This is a genomic window from Streptococcus sp. Marseille-Q7087 (assembly GCF_965111935.1).
In genome coordinates, this window is record NZ_CBCOPJ010000001.1 from 108575 (window position 1) to 131258 (window position 22684).

Here is a 22684-nt window from a genome sequence, read left to right on the forward strand (position 1 = left end):
CTACCGCTAGGACTTTTGTCCTAGCGGGAACACTCATCATAAGATGATCGGGTAGACGCTTGTTTACGAAATTGTTTTTCTTTTAAGAACAATTTCGTAAGCAGGCGTTTTTTAGTTTTTTTGTTGTAAATGTGCTATACTGAGAAAAAAAGAAAAACACAAAACTAAATTTTCTATAGTTTAAAAATGGAGGGTCTATATGAAAGCTATTATAACTGTAGTTGGAAAAGATAAGGGCGGAATTGTTGCAGGTGTTGCGACTAAAATTGCTGAATTAGGGTTAAATATTGATGATATCTCACAAACTGTCTTGGACGAGTTCTTCACAATGATGGCTGTGGTATCTAGTGATGAAAAACAAGATTTTACTCATCTTAGAAGCGAATTTGAGGCTTTTGGACAGACTTTGAATGTTAAAATAAATATTCAAAGTGCAGCTATTTTTGATGCTATGTATAATATCTAGGAGGCATGTATGGATATTAGACAAGTTACTGAAACAATTGCAATGATTGAGGAGCAGAATTTTGATATCAGAACAATTACCATGGGTATTTCTCTTCTTGATTGTATAGATCCAGATATTAATAAGGCTGCAGATAAAATTTATGATAAGATAACTAGTAAGGCAGCAAACTTAGTTGCTGTTGGTGATGAAATTGCTGCGGAACTTGGGATTCCAATTGTTAACAAACGCGTATCGGTAACTCCTATTTCCTTGATTGGAGCAGCAACAGATGCGACAGATTATGTAGTGTTGGCTAAAGCATTGGATAAGGCTGCAAAAAAAATTGGGGTAGACTTTATTGGGGGATTTTCTGCCTTGGTACAAAAAGGTTACCAAAAAGGTGATGAAATTCTCATAAATTCTATCCCTCGTGCTTTGGCTGAAACGGATAAGGTCTGCTCCTCTGTCAATATCGGTTCAACCAAGTCAGGAATTAACATGACTGCTGTAGCTGATATGGGACGAATTATCAAGGAAACAGCTGAACTTTCAGAAATGGGAGCTGCTAAACTAGTCATTTTTGCCAATGCAGTCGAAGATAATCCTTTTATGGCGGGTGCCTTCCATGGTGTTGGTGAAGCTGATGTTATTATTAATGTTGGTGTTTCTGGTCCGGGTGTTGTTAAACGTGCCTTGGAAAAGGTTCGTGGGGAAAGTTTTGATGTAGTTGCTGAAACTGTTAAAAAGACAGCTTTCAAGATTACCCGTATCGGTCAACTAGTTGGACAAATGGCTAGTGAGCGACTTGGAGTTGATTTTGGAATCGTCGATTTGAGCTTAGCTCCAACTCCAGCAGTTGGAGATTCCGTGGCTCGCGTTCTTGAGGAGATGGGATTGGAAACAGTTGGAACTCATGGGACGACTGCAGCTCTAGCACTTTTGAATGATCAGGTTAAAAAAGGTGGGGTTATGGCTTGTAACCAAGTTGGTGGCTTATCAGGTGCCTTCATTCCAGTTTCTGAGGACGAAGGTATGATTGCAGCTGTACAAAATGGTTCTCTCAATCTAGAAAAATTAGAAGCAATGACCGCTATCTGTTCAGTCGGGTTAGATATGATTGCCATTCCTGCGGATACCCCCGTTGAAACGATTGCGGCTATGATTGCGGATGAGGCAGCAATTGGTGTCATTAATATGAAAACCACAGCTGTCCGTATCATTCCAAAGGGTAAAGAAGGCGACATGATTGAATTTGGTGGCTTATTGGGAACTGCCCCAGTTATGAAAGTCAATGGAGCTTCTTCGGCTGATTTCATTGCTCGTGGAGGACAGATTCCAGCTCCAATTCATAGTTTTAAAAATTAATAAAAAATAAAATGATTTAAGTTCAATTTAAGGATAAGTATGTATACTCTAATCATTAAATAAAGACCTCCTAACTTTATTTAATAGAAATCCTAAACTTTTTCATAATAATCTCCTACAAAAAGTCGCTCGTAAGAGTGACTTTTGTTTTGTATTCTCAAAAAACTACTAAAATATCATTGATTCTAACCAATTTTTTTAAAAATGGCTACTTTTTTCTAAGTCAAACTAGCCTAAAACCTTGCCATGATTGGCTTTTTGAAATTTTATGGTATAATAGTAGTAGTTTTATTAGATGGAGTATGATTTTTGAGAAAAAGCTTTCGTGTAAAAAAAGAGAAAGATTTCGACGCCATATTTAAAGAGGGGAAAAGTGTAGCTAATCGAAAATTTGTTATTTATCGATTAGAAAACCAGCAACAACATTTTCGAGTAGGCTTATCAGTTAGCAAGAGGTTAGGAAATGCTGTAACAAGAAATCAAATCAAGAGAAGAATTCGACATGTTTTGATTAAAAACAGTCACCAGATAGTTGATAATGTAGACTTTGTTGTCATTGCTCGAAAAGGCGTTGAAACTCTAGAATATGCAGAAATCGAAAAAAACCTACTTCATGTTTTGAGATTAGCAAAGATATACCAGGAAGGAAATAGGAGTGAAGAAGAAATTACAATTGACTAGTATGCTAGGTTTGTCCTTGTTGGTAATGACTGCTTGTGCAACTAGTGAAGTTTCTGCTGATTCGTCAGATTTTTGGAGTAAACTTGTTTATTTTTTTGCTGAAACCATTCGTTTTTTGTCCTTTAATGTAAGTATTGGTTTAGGGATTATTATTTTCACAGTCTTGATTCGAACAATCTTATTACCGGTCTTTCAAACGCAAATGGTGGCATCCAGAAAAATGCAAGAAGCGCAGCCTCGTATAAAAGAATTGCGCGAACGTTATCCAGGTCGCGATATGGAAAGTCGCACTAAACTAGATCAGGAAACACGCAAACTATTTAAAGAATTAGGAATTAAGCAATCTGCATCGTTTTGGCCGCTTTTGATTCAAATGCCAATTCTATTGGCCCTTTTCCAAGCCTTATCGTACGTAGATTTTTTGAAGACTGGCCATTTTTTGTGGTTCAATCTAGGTGGAGCTGACACTACTTTGGTATTACCAATTTTAGCTGCCTTATTCACTTTCTTCAGTAGCTGGCTTTCAAACAAAGCCTTGCCTGAAAAAAATGGTGCAATGACAGCGATGATGTATGGAATGCCTGTCATCATCTTCTTTTTTGCAATGTCTGCACCAAGCGGTGTTGCTCTTTATTGGACGGTTTCAAACGCTTATCAAGTATTGCAAACTTACCTACTGAACAATCCCTTCAAAATCATTGAAGAGCGTGAAGCGGATGTGAAGGCTAAAAGAGATCTAGAAGCTAAGAAAAGAAAAGCTCTGAAGAAAGCACAGAAAAAGAAAAAGTAAGGAGAAATCTGATAATGGTATTATTTACAGGTTCAACTGTTGAAGAAGCAATCCAAAAAGGATTGAATGAATTAAATATTCCGAGAATGAAAGCTCATATCAAGGTTGTTTCGAAAGAGAAAAAAGGATTTTTTGGGCTTTTCGGAAAGAAACCAGCTCAAGTTGATATAGAAGCAATTAGTGAGACTACTGTTGTAAAAGCAAATCAGCAGGCTATCAAAGGCGTTCCAAAAGAAATTAATGATCAAAATGACCCAGTTAAAACAGTCAGTGAAGCGACAGTTGATTTAGGGCATGTAGTTGCAGCTATCAAGAAAATTGAAGAAGAAGGTCAAGAAATTTCTGAAGAAGTCAAGGCTGAAATTCTTAAAAACGATAAAGAAGCAAGTACGATTTTAGAGGAAACAGGGCATATTGCTGTTTTAAAAGAATTGCAACCTGAAGAAGTTCAAGATAATGATGACGAAGAGCAAAGTAGTGATTTAGAAAACCTTGGTTTGAAAGTCGAACCAACTTATGACACTGAAAAGGTTGTTGAAGAAGTGACGGACTATGTTCAAGCAATCATAGATGATATGGATGTTGAGGGAACTATTTCTAGTACCTCTAACCGTCGCTCTATCAATATGCAAATTGATACAAATGAGCCAGGTCGTATTATTGGTTATCATGGTAAAGTTTTGAAATCTCTTCAACTTTTGGCACAAAACTACCTTTATAACCGTTATTCAAAAACTTTCTACATCACTATTAACGTGAATGACTATGTGGAACATCGTGCAGAAGTGTTGCAGAGCTATGCGCAAAAATTGGCTATACGTGTCTTGGAAGAAGGACGTAGTCAGATGACAGATCCAATGTCAAGTAGCGAGCGTAAAATTATTCATCGCATCATCTCACGAATGGAAGGTGTAACGAGTTACTCGGAAGGTGATGAACCAAACCGTTACGTTGTAGTTGATACAGAATAAGATAAATAAAAGATCAGGTTTTTCCTGATTTTTTTCTCACTAAAGAAGGAAGCAAATGAAAGAAATAGAGGACTACCTTGCTTATCAAGGAGAACAGTATCGGAATCCTGACAAGGCTGAGGATGATAAGGAGAAAATGCTTGTATTGCGTAAAAAAGGGCAAGAGGCGCGAAAGTCATTTACTCACATAGCTAAGCGCTTTCAAGCTAAACACTCTGATTGGCAGTTACACCAAACTAGTCAATGGATGAACCAAGCACAGAGATTACGCCCCCATTTTTGGGCTTATTTACAGCGAGAGGGACAAATAACAGAACCTATGTTGGCCCTTCGTTTGTATGGAAATCAGAATAATTGGGGTATTTCTTTGGAAGTTAGCTTTATAGAGAGAAAGAAGGGTGAAGCTACCTTATCAAAACAGGCTAAAGTATTGGATGTGCCAGTGGTTGAGGGAATCTATTATTGGGTTCAGAAAAAAGATGAGAGTTATAGAGTGCAGGCTACTGAGGAGAATAGACAACTTTTGAGACAACAGTTATCTAACCAAGAGATTCGTAAGGTTTTAGTAAAAGCGGATGTTCCAGTAACTGATGAAGAAACTCTGGATACAGTATTAGATAAACTGGACCAAACTTTTGAAAAATTATTGCCTTTCTATCAAGCAACCAGAAATTAATCTAATCGGCTGAGTCATTTTATAGTAAATTGTTTTATTGCTATTCTAGGTATTTTTTCATATAATAGTAAAATAGGATGAGTGATATACTTATCACCTCAAAGAGAAAGGAAATTCTATGTCAAATCTATCTGTTAATGCGATTCGTTTTCTAGGTATTGACGCTATCAATAAAGCAAACTCAGGTCACCCAGGGGTGGTTATGGGAGCTGCACCGATGGCATACAGCCTATTCACTAAAGAACTTCGTATCAATCCAGCTCAACCAAACTGGATTAACCGCGACCGTTTCATTCTTTCAGCAGGTCATGGTTCAATGCTCCTCTACGCCCTTCTTCATCTCTCTGGATTTGAAGATGTGAGCATGGATGAAGTAAAGAGCTTCCGTCAATGGGGTTCTAAAACACCAGGTCACCCAGAATTTGGTCATACAGCAGGGGTTGATGCAACAACAGGTCCTCTAGGACAAGGGATTGCGACTGCGACAGGTTTTGCACAAGCAGAACGTTTCCTTGCAGCTAAGTACAACCGTGAAGGTTATAACATCTTTGACCATTATACTTACGTTATCTGTGGAGATGGTGACTTGATGGAAGGTGTCTCAAGTGAAGCTGCTTCTTATGCAGGTTTGCAAAAACTTGACAAGTTGGTTGTTCTTTATGACTCAAATGATATCAACTTGGATGGTGAGACAAAAGATTCCTTCACAGAAAGTGTTCGTGACCGTTACAATGCCTACGGTTGGCATACAGCATTGGTAGAAGATGGGACAGACTTAGAAGCGATTCATGCTGCTATTGAAGAAGCTAAGGCTTCAGGAAAACCATCTTTAATCGAAGTGAAAACAGTTATTGGTTATGGTTCTCCAAACAAACAAGGGACTAATGCTGTACACGGCGCTCCTCTTGGAGCGGATGAAACTGCAGCAACTCGCCAAGCACTTGGTTGGAACTACGAACCATTTGAAATTCCAGCAGAAGTTTATGCTGATTTCAAACAAAATGTTGCGGACCGTGGTGCATCAGCATATGAAGCATGGACAAAACTAGTTGCAGACTATAAAGAAGCTCACCCAGAATTGGCTGCAGAAGTGGAAGCCATCATCGAAGGACGCGATCCAGTTGAATTGATTCCAGAAGACTTCCCAGCTTTAGAAAATGGTTTCTCTCAAGCGACTCGTAACTCAAGCCAGGATGCCTTGAATGTAGTGGCAGCTAAATTGCCAACTTTCCTTGGTGGATCAGCAGACCTTGCACATTCAAATATGACTTATATCAAAACAGATGGACTCCAAGATGATGCAAATCGCTTGAATCGTAATATCCAATTTGGTGTTCGTGAATTTGCTATGGGTACAGTCTTAAATGGAATGGTTCTTCACGGTGGACTTCGTGTTTATGGCGGAACATTCTTCGTCTTCTCAGACTATTTGAAAGCAGCAGTTCGTTTGTCAGCCTTGCAAGGCCTTCCTGTAACCTATGTCTTTACCCACGATTCAATCGCTGTTGGAGAAGATGGACCAACTCATGAGCCGATTGAACACTTGGCAGGACTTCGTGCAATTCCAAACCTCAATGTTTTCCGTCCAGCAGATGCGCGTGAGACTCAAGCTGCTTGGTATCTTGCGGTGAAGAGTGAGAAAACACCAACTGCCCTTGTCTTGACTCGTCAAAACTTGACTGTTGAGGAAGGAACAGACTTTGAGAAGGTTGCTAAAGGTGCTTACGTGGTATATGAAAATGCAGCAGATTTTGACACTATTTTGATTGCAACAGGTTCAGAAGTGAATCTGGCTGTTGCGGCTGCTAAAGAATTGGCAAGTCAAGGTGGAAAAGTTCGCGTAGTCAGCATGCCATCTACAGATGTATTTGATGCACAAGACGCAGCATACAAAGAAGAAATCTTACCAAATGCAGTTCGTCGCCGTGTAGCTGTCGAAATGGGAGCAACTCAAAACTGGTATAAATACGTCGGTCTTGATGGAGCGGTTCTCGGTATTGATACCTTTGGTGCGTCTGCTCCAGCTTCAAAAGTTTTAGCAGAATATGGATTTACAGTTGAAAACTTAGTTGAAATTGTAAACAACTTGAAGTAAGAAAAACCAGAGCATTGCTCTGGTTTTTTTATTGTTCCAAAACCAGGGTACAATCTTGTAAAAACAAGTGAAATTTGTTATAGTAGTTTTATCTGAATTACAAAGGAGTAAAAAATAATGGGTGGGAATTTAACATTCTTGATTATGCTTGTTTTGATGTTCGGCTTGATGTTCTTCATGCAACGTTCTCAAAAGAAACAAGCTGAAAAACGTATGGAGAGCCTCAACAAACTTCAAAAAGGCTATGAAGTAATTACTATCGGTGGTCTCTACGGTACAGTTGATGAAGTTGACACTGAAAACAAAACGATTGTACTTGATGTAGACGGAGTATACTTGACTTTCGAGTTAGGTGCAATTAGAACAGTTTTGCCAGTCAAAGAAGCTGTTACACCTGAAGGTACAGTTGTTGACGGCGAAAGCGCGATAGAAGAATAAAACGGGGTGATCTCATTCCCGTTTTTCTATGAAGATGAGGAACGATGATGAAAAAGATTGTTTTTGTTTGCCTTGGTAATATTTGTCGAAGCCCTATGGCAGAATTTGTTATGAAATCTTTAACCGATGAATATGAGATTGAGAGTAGAGCAACTTCTTCTTGGGAACACGGCAACCCAATTCACAAAGGAACTCAGAAAATCTTTAAAACTCACGGTATTCCTTATGATTCATCAAAAACATCACAACAAATCTCTAAGGATGATTTTGAATATTTTGATTATATCATTGGTATGGACGAATCGAATCTCCTTGACTTGACTCGAATGTGTCCTCAAAAACAACAGCACAAGATAGAAGCGTTCGCTTCTGAAAGTGTTCCAGATCCATGGTATACAGGTGATTTCAATGAAACTTATGATCGAGTTTTAGCTGGTTGCCAAGCATGGCTATCACGTTTAGAAAATGAGGCAAAAAATGGATAATTTAAAGAAACTCTATGATAAATACAGTGTCTATATAACGCGTCCTCGTTTAGAAATTGCGACGGTAGTAATCATAGTTCTTTGTGCAATTTTTGTATTTGTAGGGAATATGCCCAAGCAAGGAGTCCTAAAGCTAGATGGTGACTCAATTGTATACGATGGGAGCATCGTCCGAGGAAAGATGAATGGTCAAGGCACAATGACCTTCTCAAATGGCGACACTTATACTGGTGAATTTAAAAATGGAGCATTTAACGGTAAAGGTACCTACCAAGCAAAGGATGGCTGGGTTTATGAAGGTGATTTTGTTAACGGCCAAGCTGAAGGAAAAGGAAAACTGACTACAGAGCAAGAAGTTGTCTATGAAGGTGACTTTAAACAAGGGCTCTTCCAACAAGCACAATAACCTCCTCTATGAGGAGGTATTACACTGCACAACTAGAAAGCGCTTACATGGAAATAAAAATGGCTTACAAGACTGTTTTACAACTAAGTTTGTGAAAAATAAAACTTTTACGGAATAATTCACAAACTTTGAGTGAAAAAGCGCATGTGTGAATATATTTGAAATTGTTTTCACAAACAACTAAAAAAAGTTTGTGAAATGTCTATGAAACTGTTTACAAATTTTAAAAAAAGAGTTATAATAATCTTGTGAAAAAATTAACAAAGGACTTACAATCCTTGAAAGCTATGGAGGAAAATATGGCTGATAAAAAAACTGTAACACCAGAGGAAAAGAAACTCGCTGCTGAAAAGCATGTCGATGGTTTGGTGCAAAAAGCTTTAGTTGCCCTTGAAGAAATGCGTAAACTTGACCAAGATCAAGTCGATTATATCGTAGCAAAAGCTTCAGTTGCAGCACTTGATGCTCACGGAGAATTGGCTTTACATGCCTTTGAAGAAACAGGACGTGGAGTATTTGAAGATAAAGCAACTAAAAACCTATTTGCTTGTGAGCACGTAGTAAACAACATGCGCCACACTAAAACAGTTGGTGTTATCGAAGAAGATGATGTAACAGGATTGACTCTTATTGCTGAACCGGTTGGTGTTGTTTGTGGTATCACTCCAACAACAAACCCTACTTCAACAGCAATCTTTAAAGCGTTGATTTCATTGAAGACTCGTAATCCTATTGTCTTTGCATTCCACCCATCAGCTCAAGAATCATCAGCTCACGCAGCTCAAATCGTACGTGACGCAGCGATTAAAGCAGGAGCTCCTGAAAACTGTGTACAGTGGATTACTGAACCATCTATGGAAGCAACTAGCGCATTGATGAACCACGAAGGTGTTGCAACAATCCTTGCAACAGGTGGTAATGCCATGGTTAAAGCTGCATACTCATGTGGTAAACCAGCTCTTGGGGTTGGTGCGGGTAACGTTCCAGCTTATGTTGAAAAATCAGCTAACATCCGCCAAGCTGCTCACGATATCGTAATGTCTAAATCATTTGACAATGGTATGGTCTGTGCATCTGAACAAGCGGTTATCATTGACAAAGAAATTTACGATGAATTTGTAGCAGAGTTCAAATCTTATCACACTTACTTTGTAAACAAAAAAGAAAAAGCTCTTCTTGAAGAGTTCTGCTTTGGTGTAAAAGCTAACAGTAAAAACTGTGCTGGTGCAAAATTGAACGCTGACATCGTTGGTAAACCAGCAACTTGGATTGCAGAACAAGCAGGATTTACTGTTCCAGAAGGAACAAACATTCTTGCTGCAGAATGTAAAGAAGTTGGTGAAAACGAGCCATTGACTCGTGAAAAATTGTCACCAGTTATCGCAGTTTTGAAATCTGAAAACCGTGAAGACGGAATTAATAAAGCTCGTCAAATGGTTGAATTTAACGGTCTCGGACACTCAGCTGCTATCCATACCGCTGATGAAGAATTGACTAAAGAATTTGGTAAAGCTGTTAAAGCTATTCGTGTTATCTGTAACTCACCTTCTACTTTCGGTGGTATCGGAGACGTTTATAATGCCTTCTTGCCATCATTGACACTCGGATGTGGTTCTTACGGACGTAACTCAGTTGGGGATAACGTTAGCGCCATTAACCTCTTGAATATCAAAAAAGTCGGAAGACGGAGAAATAACATGCAATGGATGAAACTTCCTTCAAAAACATACTTTGAACGTGATTCAATTCAATACCTTCAAAAATGTCGTGACGTTGAGCGTGTCATGATCGTTACAGACCACGCTATGGTAGAACTTGGTTTCCTTGATCGTATCATCGAACAACTTGCCCTTCGTCGCAATAAGGTTGTTTACCAAATCTTTGCAGATGTAGAGCCAGATCCAGATATCACAACTGTTGAACGTGGTACAGAAATCATGCGTTCCTTCAAACCAGATACAATCATCGCTCTTGGTGGTGGATCACCAATGGATGCTGCTAAAGTAATGTGGCTCTTCTACGAACAACCAGAAGTGGACTTCCGTGACCTTGTACAAAAATTCATGGATATCCGTAAACGTGCCTTCAAATTCCCATTGCTTGGTAAGAAAACTAAATTCATCGCTATCCCAACTACATCTGGTACAGGATCTGAAGTAACTCCATTTGCCGTTATCTCTGATAAAGCAAACAACCGTAAATACCCAATTGCTGACTACTCATTGACACCAACTGTGGCAATCGTAGACCCTGCTTTGGTATTGACAGTTCCTGGATTTGTTGCTGCTGACACTGGTATGGACGTATTGACTCACGCAACTGAAGCTTACGTATCACAAATGGCTAGCGACTACACTGATGGTCTTGCTCTTCAAGCTATCAAACTTGTATTCGAAAACTTGGAAAGCTCAGTGAAGAATGCAGACTTCCACTCACGTGAGAAAATGCATAACGCTTCAACTATTGCTGGTATGGCCTTTGCGAATGCCTTTCTAGGTATTTCTCACTCAATGGCTCACAAGATTGGTGCACAATTCCACACAGTTCACGGACGTACAAATGCAATCTTGCTTCCATACGTTATCCGTTACAACGGTACACGCCCAGCTAAGACAGCTACATGGCCTAAGTACAACTACTACCGTGCAGATGAGAAGTATCAAGATATCGCTCGTATGCTTGGCCTTCCAGCTTCTACACCAGAAGAAGGGGTTGCATCTTATGCTAAAGCTGTTTACGAACTCGGTGAGCGCGTAGGTATCCAAATGAACTTCAAAGCACAAGGTATTGACGAGAAAGAATGGAAAGAACATTCACGTGAATTGGCCTTCCTTGCTTATGAAGATCAATGTTCACCTGCAAACCCACGTCTTCCAATGGTTGATCATATGCAAGAAATCATCGAAGATGCTTACTATGGTTACAAAGAAAGACCAGGACGTCTTAAATAATTGATTATCAGTCAGAGGCAGGAGTAATCCTGTCTCTTTTTTATAGTTTTTCAAAATAGATGAGGTTAAAAGTTTAGAAAGAAAGGCTTGTAACTAACTGTCAATATCTATGTTGAAAGGCTTTTGGCTCAATTAACTTATATAAATTTGAGTCTTTGCAAAGTAGAAAACTGAAGTGAAAATCAACGTCAGCGCTTGCAATAAAACTAAAATAGTTATATAATAGGTTTGTTGAAAGGTGATTTGTAGTGATTCAAGTTACTCTTTTCACAATAAAATTTTCATGATTTTCATAAGGAGGAAATCACTAATGGTAGTTAAAGTTGGTATTAACGGTTTCGGTCGTATCGGTCGTCTTGCTTTCCGTCGTATCCAAAACGTAGAAGGTGTTGAAGTTACTCGCATCAACGACCTTACAGATCCAGTTATGCTTGCACACTTGTTGAAATATGACACAACTCAAGGTCGTTTCGACGGAACTGTGGAAGTTAAAGAAGGTGGATTCGAAGTTAACGGTAAATTCATCCGCGTTTCTGCAGAACGTGACCCAGAACAAATCGACTGGGCTAACGATGGTGTAGAAATCGTTCTTGAAGCAACTGGATTCTTCGCTAAGAAAGATGCAGCTGAAAAACACTTGCACCCAGGCGGAGCTAAGAAAGTTGTTATCACTGCTCCTGGTGGAAACGACGTTAAAACAGTTGTATTTAACACTAACCACGATGTTCTTGATGGAACTGAAACAGTTATTTCAGGTGCTTCATGTACTACAAACTGCTTGGCTCCAATGGCTAAAGCTCTTCAAGATAACTTCGGTGTTGTAGAAGGATTGATGACTACTATCCACGCTTACACTGGTGACCAAATGATCCTTGACGGACCACACCGTGGTGGTGACCTTCGTCGTGCTCGCGCTGGTGCTGCAAACATCGTTCCTAACTCAACTGGTGCTGCTAAAGCTATCGGTCTTGTAATCCCAGAATTGAACGGTAAACTTGACGGATCTGCACAACGCGTTCCAACTCCAACTGGATCAGTTACTGAATTGGTAGCTGTTCTTGAAAAGAACGTTACTGTTGATGAAGTGAACGCAGCTATGAAAGCAGCTTCAAACGAATCATACGGTTACACAGAAGATCCAATCGTATCTTCAGATATCGTAGGTATGTCATACGGTTCATTGTTTGACGCAACTCAAACTAAAGTTCTTGACGTTGACGGTAAACAATTGGTTAAAGTTGTATCATGGTACGACAACGAAATGTCTTACACTGCACAACTTGTACGTACTCTTGAATACTTCGCTAAAATCGCTAAATAATTCCTGAGTCAATTAAAGCAAGGTCAACTGGCCTTGCTTTTTTGCTTATAATAAAAATGGATGGTTTTATCATCCATTTTGTTTTAATTCTCTTTCAAATGTATCTGATAGCGCAGTAAAACTTAACTTGTTTAAAGTTAGAGGGTGGACAAAGGATAGTTTGAATGCGTGTAGCATCAGTCTCTTAGTTTTTGAATGTGGATTGTAGAGAGGGTCTCCAAGGATTGGATGCCCGTGGTGAGATAGATGCACTCGAATTTGATGAGTACGTCCTGTTTTCAATCTGCACCGAACGAGACTGGTTTTGTTTTGAAACTGTTTCAACCGAGTTACTTGAGTTTCGGCATATTGACCATTTTTTTGATCCACAACTCTTTTTCTACGATCATGGCGATTGCGGCCGATTTTATCTCGAAAGATAAGTTCTTTGGCTTCTGTTTTTCCTTCCACTAAGGCACAGTATTCTCGCGAAATCTCTTTTTTCTCTAATAATCGATTGAGGATAGGCAATATAAATGGATTTTTCGCAAACAGTACGAGACCACTTGTTTCCATATCTAGTCTATGAACAACATAGCAGGTTTGACCGACATAGGCGCTGACATGATTGAGAAGAGCTATCTCATCTGGCTGATTTCCATGTGTCTTCATACCCTCAGGTTTATTGACGATAATTAAATGTTGATCTTGATAGACTTCATTTACAAGTTTGGCGTCTCCCGAAGTAATTTCTTTTGCAGGATAATCTTCCTCGTCGAAAATCAATTGACATTCATCTCCTGCTTTGATAGTTTGGTGCCAATGAACTTCTTTTTTGTTGATAAGGATATGTTTCTTAACTCTCAAAAAATGTCGTATTTTTCGAGGGATTAACAGTTGCTCTTCCAGAAAAAGTTTGACTGTCATTTCAGGCAAAGAATCAGGTATAGTAAAGGTAAATTTCATACAGATATTGTAACAAAAATTAGTCTATTTGGACAGGGGACTAGCTAAATTCTTGTCTTCCTATAGGGAAGATGATAAAATAAACGCATGAAATTAGATACATTATTTGAAAAATTTCTTTCCTTATTTAAGAAAGAAGAATCTGAAATTGAAGAAACAGAGACTAATGAAGTTGAACATGAAGGTAACGGGTCTAGTAATTTACGACGTTCAAGATCAGGACGGAAGAAATCTGGGTCAGTTGGTTCTATCCGAAAATTCTGGCGTCGCTATCATCTGACAAAAATCTTTCTGATTTTGGGACTCAGTACTAGCTTGTTTGTTGGAGTTTATCTGTTTGCCCTAGCAAAATCGACAAATGTTACAGATTTGCAAAATGCTTTAAAAACTCGAACTCTGATTTTTGACCGAGAAGAGAAAGAAGCGGGAGCCCTGTCAGGACAAAAAGGGACCTATGTCGAACTTTCTGATATTAGTGAAGATTTGCAGAATGCTGTTATTGCGACAGAAGATAGAAGTTTCTATAAAAATAGTGGAATTAACTATGGGCGCTTTTTCCTGGCTATCCTAACAGCTGGTCGTTCGGGCGGTGGTTCTACAATTACCCAACAGTTGGCGAAAAATGCTTATCTTTCACAAGACCAAACTGTGCAGAGAAAGGCTAAAGAATTCTTCCTTGCTTTAGAATTAACCAAAAAATACAGTAAAAAAGAAATTCTAACCATGTACTTGAACAATGCCTACTTCGGTAATGGAGTTTGGGGTGTTGAGGATGCAAGTAAAAAGTACTTCGGAGTTTCAGCCTCTCAATTGACACTTGATGAAGCTGCAACCTTAGCAGGAATGCTTAAAGGGCCAGAGTTATACAACCCTTTGAATTCCATTGAAGACTCTACTAATCGCAGAGATACTGTTCTACAAAATATGGTAGCTGCTGGCTATATTGATAAAAATAAAGAAGCGGAAGCTGCAGGTGTTGACATGGCATCTCGGCTTCAGGATGTTTATGAAGGAAAAATATCAGACTACCGTTATCCTTCTTATTTTGATGCAGTTGTTAATGAAGCTATTGAAAAGTATAACCTAACAGAGGAAGAAATCGTTAATAACGGTTATCGAATTTATACGGAGCTAGATCAAAATTACCAAGCAAATATGCAGGTAATCTATCAAAATACATCTCTCTTTCCAACGGCTGAAGATGGGACACATGCAGAGTCAGGTAGTGTCGCTTTGGAACCAAAAACGGGTGGAGTTCGAGGGATTGTTGGTCGCGTTGCCGGAGATGATAAAGTTGGTTTTCGAAATTTCAACTATGCAACTCAATCAAAAAGAAGTCCAGGGTCAACGATTAAACCATTAGTAGTTTATACACCAGCAGTCGAAGCGGGTTGGGCTTTAAATAAAGAGTTGGATAATCATACCATGGAATATGGAGACTACAAGGTCGATAACTACGCTGGAATCAAAACGTCACCAGAAATTCCAATGTATCAAGCTTTAGCCGAATCTTTAAACCTCCCTGCAGTAGCAACAGTTAAACAACTTGGCATCGATAAGGCTTTTGAATCAGGTGAAAAATTTGGACTTGATTTAACGAATGTGGATCGCGTGTTAGGTGTAGCTCTAGGTGGTGGCGTGGAAACTAACCCACTACAAATGGCGCAAGCTTATGCAGCATTTGCAAATGAAGGTTTAATGCCTGAAGCACATTTTATTACACGAATTGAAAATGCAAGTGGAGAAGTCATTGCTACTCACAAAAATACTCAAAAACGAGTGGTTGACAAATCGGTAGCTGATAAAATGACAAGTATGATGCTTGGAACCTTTACAAATGGTACAGGAATAAGTTCTTCACCTAATGGCTATGTTTTAGCTGGAAAAACTGGTACAACTGAAGCGGCATTTAACCCAGTATATACAAGTGACCAGTGGGTTATTGGCTATACACCTGATGTGGTAATCAGTCACTGGCTTGGTTTCCCGACTACGGACGAAAATCATTATCTATCAGGCTCGACTTCAAATGGCGCAGCTCATATTTTTAGAAGCATGGCTGAAACAATCCTTCCTTATACGCCGGGAAGTACTTTTACAGTTAAGAATGCTTATGAACTAAACGGTATAGCACCTAAAAATGCTCAAAATCATGTTACTGACAGTGGTGGAACGCAATCAAGTGATACTATAACCGATATTAGAGGACGAGCTCAGAATCTTATCGATGAAGCAGAACGAGCAATTTCAGATGCTAAGATTAAAGAAAAAGCAAAAACAATATGGGATACAATAGTAGATTTGTTCCAATAATTCTTAAATGACAAGAATAATTTCTTGTCATTTTTTTATCCTGAAATGACTTTAAAATAATCTAAGAGAGATATATTGGTCTCCAAAGTGTCAATTTAGACAAGTATATAATCAGAATAAATCATAAAGGCATTTATGAAGGTTGACTCTGCTATACTAAATGCAGAAAAGGAGGGTAATCATGTTAGAAAAAAATTACCAAGAAGTAAGAGCTATCGTACACAAGTGCCGAAAGGAGTACTATCTTCATTTATGGGAAAAAGAAGATTGGGACCAAGAAGGAATGATTTGTCTTCATGAATTAATGGAGAACCACCCAGAATTCAAGGAGAAAAAAAATAAACAATTCTATATTTACTTTAAAACAAAATTTCGCAATCGGATTTTAGATGCTGTGCGAAAACAAGAGAGTTATAAAAGAAAATTAGATCGTCAAGCATATGAAGAAGTGGGTGAAATTAGCCACAGATTAAGGGAGGGAGGACTTGTCTTGGATGAGTCGTACGCTCTACAAGAAATGCTTAAGAAATATCGAGCTGGTTTAGGAAAGGAGAAGTTGGAATATTTCGAACGATTGATGGCAGATGAACGATTTAAAGGCAGAAAAGCTATGCTTAAAGAGTTGCAACTTGTCTTAAAAGATTTTGGACCAAAATAATAAAAAATAGCAAAAACCAGTTGACAAGCGCTAAAAAGTAGGTATAATAGAAAGAGTTGAAAAACTCAAGGTCCGTTGGTCAAGGGGTTAAGACACCGCCTTTTCACGGCGGTAACACGGGTTCGAATCCCGTACGGACTATGGGTGTATCGCGGTTAAGGTTGATAGGATTTAAAAAAAGTTAAAAAACCTGTTGACAGAGAAAACTGACTGTGATATACTAATATAGTTGTCGCAAGCGCGACAAAGACCTTTGAAAACTGAACAAGACGAACCAATGTGCAGGGCACTATAACTGAAGGTTATAGTACTGAACAATGAAAAAACAATAAATCTGTCAGTGACAGAAATGAGTGAGAACTCAAACTTTTAATGAGAGTTTGATCCTGGCTCAGGATGAACGCTGGCGGCGTGCCTAATACATGCAAGTAGAACGCTGAAGCTTGGTGCTTGCACCGAGCGGATGAGTTGCGAACGGGTGAGTAACGCGTAGGTAACCTGCCTGGTAGCGGGGGATAACTATTGGAAACGATAGCTAATACCGCATGACAACAGTTATTGCATGATAGCTGTTTAAAAGGGGCAATTGCTCCACTACCAGATGGACCTGCGTTGTATTAGCTAGTTGGTGGGGTAACGGCTCACCAAGGCGACGATACATAGCCGACCTGAGAGGGTGATCGGCCACACTGGGACTGAGACACGGCCCAGACTCCTACGGGAGGCAGCAGTAGGGAATCTTCGGCAATGGACGGAAGTCTGACCGAGCAACGCCGCGTGAGTGAAGAAGGTTTTCGGATCGTAAAGCTCTGTTGTAAGAGAAGAACGAGTGTGAGAGTGGAAAGTTCACACTGTGACGGTATCTTACCAGAAAGGGACGGCTAACTACGTGCCAGCAGCCGCGGTAATACGTAGGTCCCGAGCGTTATCCGGATTTATTGGGCGTAAAGCGAGCGCAGGCGGTTAGATAAGTCTGAAGTTAAAGGCTGTGGCTTAACCATAGTACGCTTTGGAAACTGTTTAACTTGAGTGCAAGAGGGGAGAGTGGAATTCCATGTGTAGCGGTGAAATGCGTAGATATATGGAGGAACACCGGTGGCGAAAGCGGCTCTCTGGCTTGTAACTGACGCTGAGGCTCGAAAGCGTGGGGAGCAAACAGGATTAGATACCCTGGTAGTCCACGCCGTAAACGATGAGTGCTAGGTGTTAGACCCTTTCCGGGGTTTAGTGCCGTAGCTAACGCATTAAGCACTCCGCCTGGGGAGTACGACCGCAAGGTTGAAACTCAAAGGAATTGACGGGGGCCCGCACAAGCGGTGGAGCATGTGGTTTAATTCGAAGCAACGCGAAGAACCTTACCAGGTCTTGACATCCCTCTGACCGCTCTAGAGATAGAGTTTTCCTTCGGGACAGAGGTGACAGGTGGTGCATGGTTGTCGTCAGCTCGTGTCGTGAGATGTTGGGTTAAGTCCCGCAACGAGCGCAACCCCTATTGTTAGTTGCCATCATTCAGTTGGGCACTCTAGCGAGACTGCCGGTAATAAACCGGAGGAAGGTGGGGATGACGTCAAATCATCATGCCCCTTATGACCTGGGCTACACACGTGCTACAATGGCTGGTACAACGAGTCGCAAGTCGGTGACGGCAAGCTAATCTCTTAAAGCCAGTCTCAGTTCGGATTGTAGGCTGCAACTCGCCTACATGAAGTCGGAATCGCTAGTAATCGCGGATCAGCACGCCGCGGTGAATACGTTCCCGGGCCTTGTACACACCGCCCGTCACACCACGAGAGTTTGTAACACCCGAAGTCGGTGAGGTAACCATTTGGAGCCAGCCGCCTAAGGTGGGATAGATGATTGGGGTGAAGTCGTAACAAGGTAGCCGTATCGGAAGGTGCGGCTGGATCACCTCCTTTCTAAGGATAAGGAATGCACATTGGTCTTGTTTAGTCTTGAGAGGTCTTGTGGGGCCTTAGCTCAGCTGGGAGAGCGCCTGCTTTGCACGCAGGAGGTCAGCGGTTCGATCCCGCTAGGCTCCATTGGTGAGAGATCACCAAGTAATGCACATTGAAAATTGAATATCTATATCAAATAGTAACAAGAAAATAAACCGAAAACGCTGTAGTATTAATAAGAGTTTATGACTGAAAGGTCAAAAAAATAAGGTTAAGTTAATAAGGGCGCACGGTGGATGCCTTGGCACTAGGAGCCGAAGAAGGACGTGACAAACGACGATATGCCTTGGGTAGCTGTAAGTAAGCGATGATCCAGGGATTTCCGAATGGGGGAACCCAACAGGTACTACCTGTTACCCATATCTGTTAAGGATATGAGGAGGAAGACGCAGTGAACTGAAACATCTAAGTAGCTGCAGGAAGAGAAAGCAAAAGCGATTGCCTTAGTAGCGGCGAGCGAAACGGCAGGAGGGCAAACCGAAGAGTTTACTCTTCGGGGTTGTAGGACTGCAATGTGGACTCAAAGATTATAGAAGAATGATATGGGAAGATCAGCCAAAGAGAGTGAGAGCCTCGTATTCAAAATAGTCTTTGTACCTAGCAGTATCCTGAGTACGGCGGGACACGTGAAATCCCGTCGGAATCTGGGAGGACCATCTCCCAACCCTAAATACTCCCTAGTGACCGATAGTGAACCAGTACCGTGAGGGAAAGGTGAAAAGCACCCCGGGAGGGGAGTGAAATAGAACCTGAAACCGTGTGCCTACAACAAGTTCGAGCCCGTTAATGGGTGAGAGCGTGCCTTTTGTAGAATGAACCGGCGAGTTACGATATGATGCGAGGTTAAGTTGAAGAGACGGAGCCGTAGGGAAACCGAGTCTGAATAGGGCGCTTTAGTATCATGTCGTAGACCCGAAACCATGTGACCTACCCATGAGCAGGTTGAAGGTGCGGTAAGACGCACTGGAGGACCGAACCAGGGCACGTTGAAAAGTGCTTGGATGACTTGTGGGTAGCGGAGAAATTCCAAACGAACTTGGAGATAGCTGGTTCTCTCCGAAATAGCTTTAGGGCTAGCGTCGACATAAAGATTCTTGGAGGTAGAGCACTGTTTGGGTGAGGGGTCCATCCCGGATTACCAATCTCAGATAAACTCCGAATGCCAATGAATTATGGTCGGCAGTCAGACTGCGAGTGCTAAGATCCGTAGTCGAAAGGGAAACAGCCCAGACCACCAGCTAAGGTCCCAAAATAATTGTTAAGTGGAAAAGGATGTGGGGTTGCACAGACAACTAGGATGTTAGCTTAGAAGCAGCTATTCATTCAAAGAGTGCGTAATAGCTCACTAGTCGAGTGACCCTGCGCCGAAAATGTACCGGGGCTAAAACAATTTACCGAAGCTGTGGATACCTTTATAGGTATGGTAGGAGAGCGTTCTATGTGTGGCGAAGGTGTACCGTGAGGAGCGCTGGAACGCATAGAAGTGAGAATGCCGGTATGAGTAGCGAAAGACAGGTGAGAATCCTGTCCACCGTAAGACTAAGGTTTCCAGGGGAAGGCTCGTCCGCCCTGGGTTAGTCGGGACCTAAGGAGAGACCGAAAGGTGTATCCGATGGACAACAGGTTGATATTCCTGTACTAGAGTATGTAGTGATGGAGGGACGCAGTAGGCTAACTAAAGCAGACGATTGGAAGTGTCTGTCTAAGCAGTGAGGTGTGAACTGAGTCAAATGCTTAGTTCTATAACATTGAGCTGTGATGGGGAGCGAAGTTTAGTAGCGAAGTTAGTGACGTCACACTGCCAAGAAAAGCTTCTAGCGTTAAACATACTCTACCCGTACCGCAAACCGACACAGGTAGTCGAGGCGAGTAGCCTCAGGTGAGCGAGAGAACTCTCGTTAAGGAACTCGGCAAAATGACCCCGTAACTTCGGGAGAAGGGGTGCTGACTTTACGTCAGCCGCAGTGAATAGGCCCAAGCAACTGTTTATCAAAAACACAGCTCTCTGCTAAATCGTAAGATGATGTATAGGGGGTGACGCCTGCCCGGTGCTGGAAGGTTAAGAGGAGTGCTTAGCGGTAACGCGAAGGTATGAATTGAAGCCCCAGTAAACGGCGGCCGTAACTATAACGGTCCTAAGGTAGCGAAATTCCTTGTCGGGTAAGTTCCGACCCGCACGAAAGGCGTAATGATTTGGGCACTGTCTCAACGAGAGACTCGGTGAAATTTTAGTACCTGTGAAGATGCAGGTTACCCGCGACAGGACGGAAAGACCCCATGGAGCTTTACTGCAGTTTGATATTGAGTGTCTGTACCACATGTACAGGATAGGTAGGAGTCTATGAGATCGGGACGCCAGTTTCGAAGGAGACGTTGTTGGGATACTACCCTTGTGTTATGGCCACTCTAACCCGGATAGGTGATCCCTATCGGAGACAGTGTCTGACGGGCAGTTTGACTGGGGCGGTCGCCTCCTAAAAGGTAACGGAGGCGCCCAAAGGTTCCCTCAGAATGGTTGGAAATCATTCGCAGAGTGTAAAGGTATAAGGGAGCTTGACTGCGAGAGCTACAACTCGAGCAGGGACGAAAGTCGGGCTTAGTGATCCGGTGGTTCCGTATGGAAGGGCCATCGCTCAACGGATAAAAGCTACCCTGGGGATAACAGGCTTATCTCCCCCAAGAGTTCACATCGACGGGGAGGTTTGGCACCTCGATGTCGGCTCGTCGCATCCTGGGGCTGTAGTCGGTCCCAAGGGTTGGGCTGTTCGCCCATTAAAGCGGCACGCGAGCTGGGTTCAGAACGTCGTGAGACAGTTCGGTCCCTATCCGTCGCGGGCGTAGGAAATTTGAGAGGATCTGCTCCTAGTACGAGAGGACCAGAGTGGACTTACCGCTGGTGTACCAGTTGTCTTGCCAAAGGCATCGCTGGGTAGCTATGTAGGGAAGGGATAAACGCTGAAAGCATCTAAGTGTGAAACCCACCTCAAGATGAGATTTCCCATGATTTTATATCAGTAAGAGCCCTGAGAGATGATCAGGTAGATAGGTTAGAAGTGGAAGTGTGGCGACACATGTAGCGGACTAATACTAATAGCTCGAGGACTTATCCAAAGTAACTGAGAATATGAAAGCGTAAGGTTTTCTTGGAATTTGATAGATATTCAATTTTGAGTAGGTATTACTCAGAGTTAAGTGACGATAGCCTAGGAGATACACCTGTACCCATGCCGAACACAGAAGTTAAGCCCTAGAACGCCGGAAGTAGTTGGGGGTTGCCCCCTGTGAGATATGGAAGTCGCTTAGCTCTAGGGAGTTTAGCTCAGCTGGGAGAGCATCTGCCTTACAAGCAGAGGGTCAGCGGTTCGATCCCGTTAACTCCCATAGGTCCCGTAGTGTAGCGGTTATCACGTCGCCCTGTCACGGCGAAGATCGCGGGTTCGATTCCCGTCGGGACCGTAATAACGAAAGTTATTTGACTCGTTAGCTCAGTTGGTAGAGCAATTGACTTTTAATCAATGGGTCACTGGTTCGAGCCCAGTACGGGTCATATTTGCGGGTTTGGCGGAATTGGCAGACGCACCAGATTTAGGATCTGGCGCTTAACGGCGTGGGGGTTCAAGTCCCTTAACCCGCATAATAGAAATTAGCCGGCTTAGCTCAGTTGGTAGAGCATCTGATTTGTAATCAGAGGGTCGCGTGTTCAAGTCATGTAGCCGGCATTTTTTTTAATATAAACCAGAGTCGATGCGAACGTAGTTCAGTGGTAGAACACCACCTTGCCAAGGTGGGGGTCGCGGGTTCGAATCCCGTCGTTCGCTTAGAGAGGCCGGGGTGGCGGAACTGGCAGACGCACAGGACTTAAAATCCTGCGATTGGTAACGATCGTACCGGTTCGATTCCGGTCCTCGGCATATAAAAATGAGCACCCTTAGCTCAACTGGATAGAGTACCTGACTACGAATCAGGCGGTTAGAGGTTCGACTCCTCTAGGGTGCATTACAATTTAATTCGGGAAGTAGCTCAGCTTGGTAGAGTACTTGGTTTGGGACCAAGGTGTCGCAGGTTCGAATCCTGTCTTCCCGATTGGTCAATACTTGATTTGAGGCGATTGCCTTTTTTTTTATTTGTTGAATTTAAATGTAACAATTTCAAATTTATTATTTACCTGTAAATTTCATTACATTTT

The 22684-nt window shown here is 41.6% G+C and carries 15 protein-coding genes, 11 tRNA genes and 3 rRNA genes; 28 read left to right on the forward strand and 1 reads right to left on the reverse strand.

Features of this window, described 5'->3' with window-relative positions:
* Positions 1-199 precede the first annotated feature (199 nt).
* The 12 genes from ACWPVF_RS00600 to gap all read left to right on the forward strand — a co-directional run bounded on the left by ACWPVF_RS00600 (position 200) and on the right by gap (position 12627).
* Positions 200-466 (forward strand): ACT domain-containing protein, encoded by a 267-nt coding sequence (locus ACWPVF_RS00600; RefSeq protein WP_454384084.1) that lies wholly within the window; start codon positions 200-202, stop codon positions 464-466.
* 9 nt (positions 467-475) lie between these two features.
* Positions 476-1813: a PFL family protein gene (locus ACWPVF_RS00605; protein ID WP_454384086.1), complete on the forward strand. Its 1338-nt coding sequence runs from the start codon at positions 476-478 to the stop codon at positions 1811-1813.
* A 309-nt stretch (positions 1814-2122) separates the two neighbouring features.
* Entirely contained in the window at positions 2123-2494 is a 372-nt protein-coding gene (gene rnpA / locus ACWPVF_RS00610) for a ribonuclease P protein component (RefSeq protein ID WP_045613192.1), read from the forward strand.
* Positions 2469-3284: a YidC/Oxa1 family membrane protein insertase gene (locus ACWPVF_RS00615; protein ID WP_071788244.1), complete on the forward strand. Its 816-nt coding sequence runs from the start codon at positions 2469-2471 to the stop codon at positions 3282-3284. The genes rnpA and ACWPVF_RS00615 overlap by 26 nt, the downstream gene beginning before the upstream one ends.
* Before the next feature lie 14 nt (positions 3285-3298).
* Positions 3299-4255: an RNA-binding cell elongation regulator Jag/EloR gene (gene jag, locus ACWPVF_RS00620; protein WP_454384088.1), complete on the forward strand. Its 957-nt coding sequence runs from the start codon at positions 3299-3301 to the stop codon at positions 4253-4255.
* A 55-nt stretch (positions 4256-4310) separates the two neighbouring features.
* Positions 4311-4931 (forward strand): ribonuclease P, encoded by a 621-nt coding sequence (locus ACWPVF_RS00625; RefSeq protein ID WP_454384090.1) that lies wholly within the window; start codon positions 4311-4313, stop codon positions 4929-4931.
* Positions 4932-5049: 118 nt separating this feature from the next.
* Positions 5050-7026, forward strand: coding sequence for a transketolase (tkt, locus tag ACWPVF_RS00630; RefSeq protein WP_454384092.1), 1977 nt, complete (start codon positions 5050-5052; stop codon positions 7024-7026).
* Positions 7027-7143: 117 nt separating this feature from the next.
* Positions 7144-7464, forward strand: coding sequence for a preprotein translocase subunit YajC (gene yajC, locus ACWPVF_RS00635; protein ID WP_016466451.1), 321 nt, complete (start codon positions 7144-7146; stop codon positions 7462-7464).
* A 47-nt stretch (positions 7465-7511) separates the two neighbouring features.
* Positions 7512-7949 carry a low molecular weight protein-tyrosine-phosphatase gene (locus ACWPVF_RS00640; RefSeq protein WP_454385768.1) on the forward strand — a complete coding sequence of 146 codons (438 nt, stop codon included), beginning with the start codon at positions 7512-7514 and terminating at the stop codon, positions 7947-7949.
* Positions 7942-8355: an MORN repeat-containing protein gene (locus ACWPVF_RS00645; protein WP_006151082.1), complete on the forward strand. Its 414-nt coding sequence runs from the start codon at positions 7942-7944 to the stop codon at positions 8353-8355. Before ACWPVF_RS00640 ends, ACWPVF_RS00645 begins: the two co-directional genes overlap by 8 nt.
* A 299-nt stretch (positions 8356-8654) precedes the next feature.
* Positions 8655-11306 carry a bifunctional acetaldehyde-CoA/alcohol dehydrogenase gene (gene adhE / locus ACWPVF_RS00650; RefSeq protein WP_454384095.1) on the forward strand — a complete coding sequence of 884 codons (2652 nt, stop codon included), beginning with the start codon at positions 8655-8657 and terminating at the stop codon, positions 11304-11306.
* A gap of 310 nt (positions 11307-11616) precedes the next feature.
* Positions 11617-12627, forward strand: a complete 1011-nt coding sequence (gene gap / locus ACWPVF_RS00655; protein ID WP_045613204.1) for a type I glyceraldehyde-3-phosphate dehydrogenase — start codon at positions 11617-11619, stop codon at positions 12625-12627.
* A 69-nt stretch (positions 12628-12696) separates the two neighbouring features.
* Here gap and ACWPVF_RS00660 read toward each other — a convergent pair whose 3' ends face one another.
* Complete coding sequence (locus ACWPVF_RS00660) at positions 12697-13572, reverse strand: RluA family pseudouridine synthase (protein ID WP_142321326.1); 876 nt, start codon at positions 13570-13572, stop codon at positions 12697-12699.
* A gap of 87 nt (positions 13573-13659) precedes the next feature.
* On the opposite strand from ACWPVF_RS00660, the gene pbp2a reads away from it, so the two are divergent.
* The 16 genes from pbp2a (at position 13660) to ACWPVF_RS00740 (ending at position 22581) form a co-directional block, all read left to right on the forward strand.
* Entirely contained in the window at positions 13660-15885 is a 2226-nt protein-coding gene (pbp2a, locus tag ACWPVF_RS00665; RefSeq protein ID WP_454384098.1) for a penicillin-binding protein PBP2A, read from the forward strand.
* Positions 15886-16066: 181 nt separating this feature from the next.
* Positions 16067-16543 (forward strand): sigma-70 RNA polymerase sigma factor region 4 domain-containing protein, encoded by a 477-nt coding sequence (locus ACWPVF_RS00670; RefSeq protein ID WP_045613208.1) that lies wholly within the window; start codon positions 16067-16069, stop codon positions 16541-16543.
* Between the two features lie 69 nt (positions 16544-16612).
* Positions 16613-16684 (forward strand) — tRNA-Glu (locus ACWPVF_RS00675).
* Positions 16685-16911: 227 nt separating this feature from the next.
* Positions 16912-18459 (forward strand): 16S ribosomal RNA (locus tag ACWPVF_RS00680).
* 50 nt (positions 18460-18509) lie between these two features.
* Positions 18510-18582, forward strand: a tRNA-Ala gene (locus ACWPVF_RS00685).
* 125 nt (positions 18583-18707) lie between these two features.
* Positions 18708-21609: ribosomal RNA gene (locus ACWPVF_RS00690) — 23S ribosomal RNA — on the forward strand.
* A gap of 77 nt (positions 21610-21686) precedes the next feature.
* A 5S ribosomal RNA gene (gene rrf / locus ACWPVF_RS00695) occupies positions 21687-21802 on the forward strand.
* The 16S, 23S and 5S rRNA genes sit together here with 11 tRNA genes alongside, the layout of an rRNA operon.
* A 4-nt stretch (positions 21803-21806) precedes the next feature.
* Positions 21807-21879: transfer RNA gene (locus ACWPVF_RS00700), tRNA-Val, on the forward strand.
* Between the two features lie 2 nt (positions 21880-21881).
* Positions 21882-21954 (forward strand) — tRNA-Asp (locus tag ACWPVF_RS00705).
* Positions 21955-21972: 18 nt separating this feature from the next.
* A tRNA-Lys gene (locus ACWPVF_RS00710) sits at positions 21973-22045 on the forward strand.
* Positions 22046-22050: 5 nt separating this feature from the next.
* A tRNA-Leu gene (locus ACWPVF_RS00715) sits at positions 22051-22132 on the forward strand.
* Positions 22133-22144: 12 nt separating this feature from the next.
* Positions 22145-22217 (forward strand) — tRNA-Thr (locus ACWPVF_RS00720).
* 27 nt (positions 22218-22244) lie between these two features.
* A tRNA-Gly gene (locus ACWPVF_RS00725) sits at positions 22245-22316 on the forward strand.
* Between the two features lie 7 nt (positions 22317-22323).
* Positions 22324-22409, forward strand: a tRNA-Leu gene (locus ACWPVF_RS00730).
* A gap of 11 nt (positions 22410-22420) precedes the next feature.
* Positions 22421-22494 (forward strand) — tRNA-Arg (locus ACWPVF_RS00735).
* 13 nt (positions 22495-22507) lie between these two features.
* Positions 22508-22581, forward strand: a tRNA-Pro gene (locus ACWPVF_RS00740).
* Positions 22582-22684 lie beyond the last annotated feature (103 nt).

Coding starts and splice junctions, on each gene's coding strand:
- yajC (WP_016466451.1), top strand. CDS start 7,144: ATGGGTGGGAATTTAACATTCTTGATTATGCTTGTTTTGATGTTCGGC.
- ACWPVF_RS00605 (WP_454384086.1), top strand. CDS start 476: ATGGATATTAGACAAGTTACTGAAACAATTGCAATGATTGAGGAGCAG.
- pbp2a (WP_454384098.1), top strand. CDS start 13,660: ATGAAATTAGATACATTATTTGAAAAATTTCTTTCCTTATTTAAGAAA.
- jag (WP_454384088.1), top strand. CDS start 3,299: ATGGTATTATTTACAGGTTCAACTGTTGAAGAAGCAATCCAAAAAGGA.
- ACWPVF_RS00625 (WP_454384090.1), top strand. CDS start 4,311: ATGAAAGAAATAGAGGACTACCTTGCTTATCAAGGAGAACAGTATCGG.
- ACWPVF_RS00645 (WP_006151082.1), top strand. CDS start 7,942: ATGGATAATTTAAAGAAACTCTATGATAAATACAGTGTCTATATAACG.
- ACWPVF_RS00660 (WP_142321326.1), bottom strand. CDS start 13,572: ATGAAATTTACCTTTACTATACCTGATTCTTTGCCTGAAATGACAGTC.
- tkt (WP_454384092.1), top strand. CDS start 5,050: ATGTCAAATCTATCTGTTAATGCGATTCGTTTTCTAGGTATTGACGCT.
- gap (WP_045613204.1), top strand. CDS start 11,617: ATGGTAGTTAAAGTTGGTATTAACGGTTTCGGTCGTATCGGTCGTCTT.
- ACWPVF_RS00640 (WP_454385768.1), top strand. CDS start 7,512: ATGAAAAAGATTGTTTTTGTTTGCCTTGGTAATATTTGTCGAAGCCCT.
- ACWPVF_RS00670 (WP_045613208.1), top strand. CDS start 16,067: ATGTTAGAAAAAAATTACCAAGAAGTAAGAGCTATCGTACACAAGTGC.
- adhE (WP_454384095.1), top strand. CDS start 8,655: ATGGCTGATAAAAAAACTGTAACACCAGAGGAAAAGAAACTCGCTGCT.
- ACWPVF_RS00600 (WP_454384084.1), top strand. CDS start 200: ATGAAAGCTATTATAACTGTAGTTGGAAAAGATAAGGGCGGAATTGTT.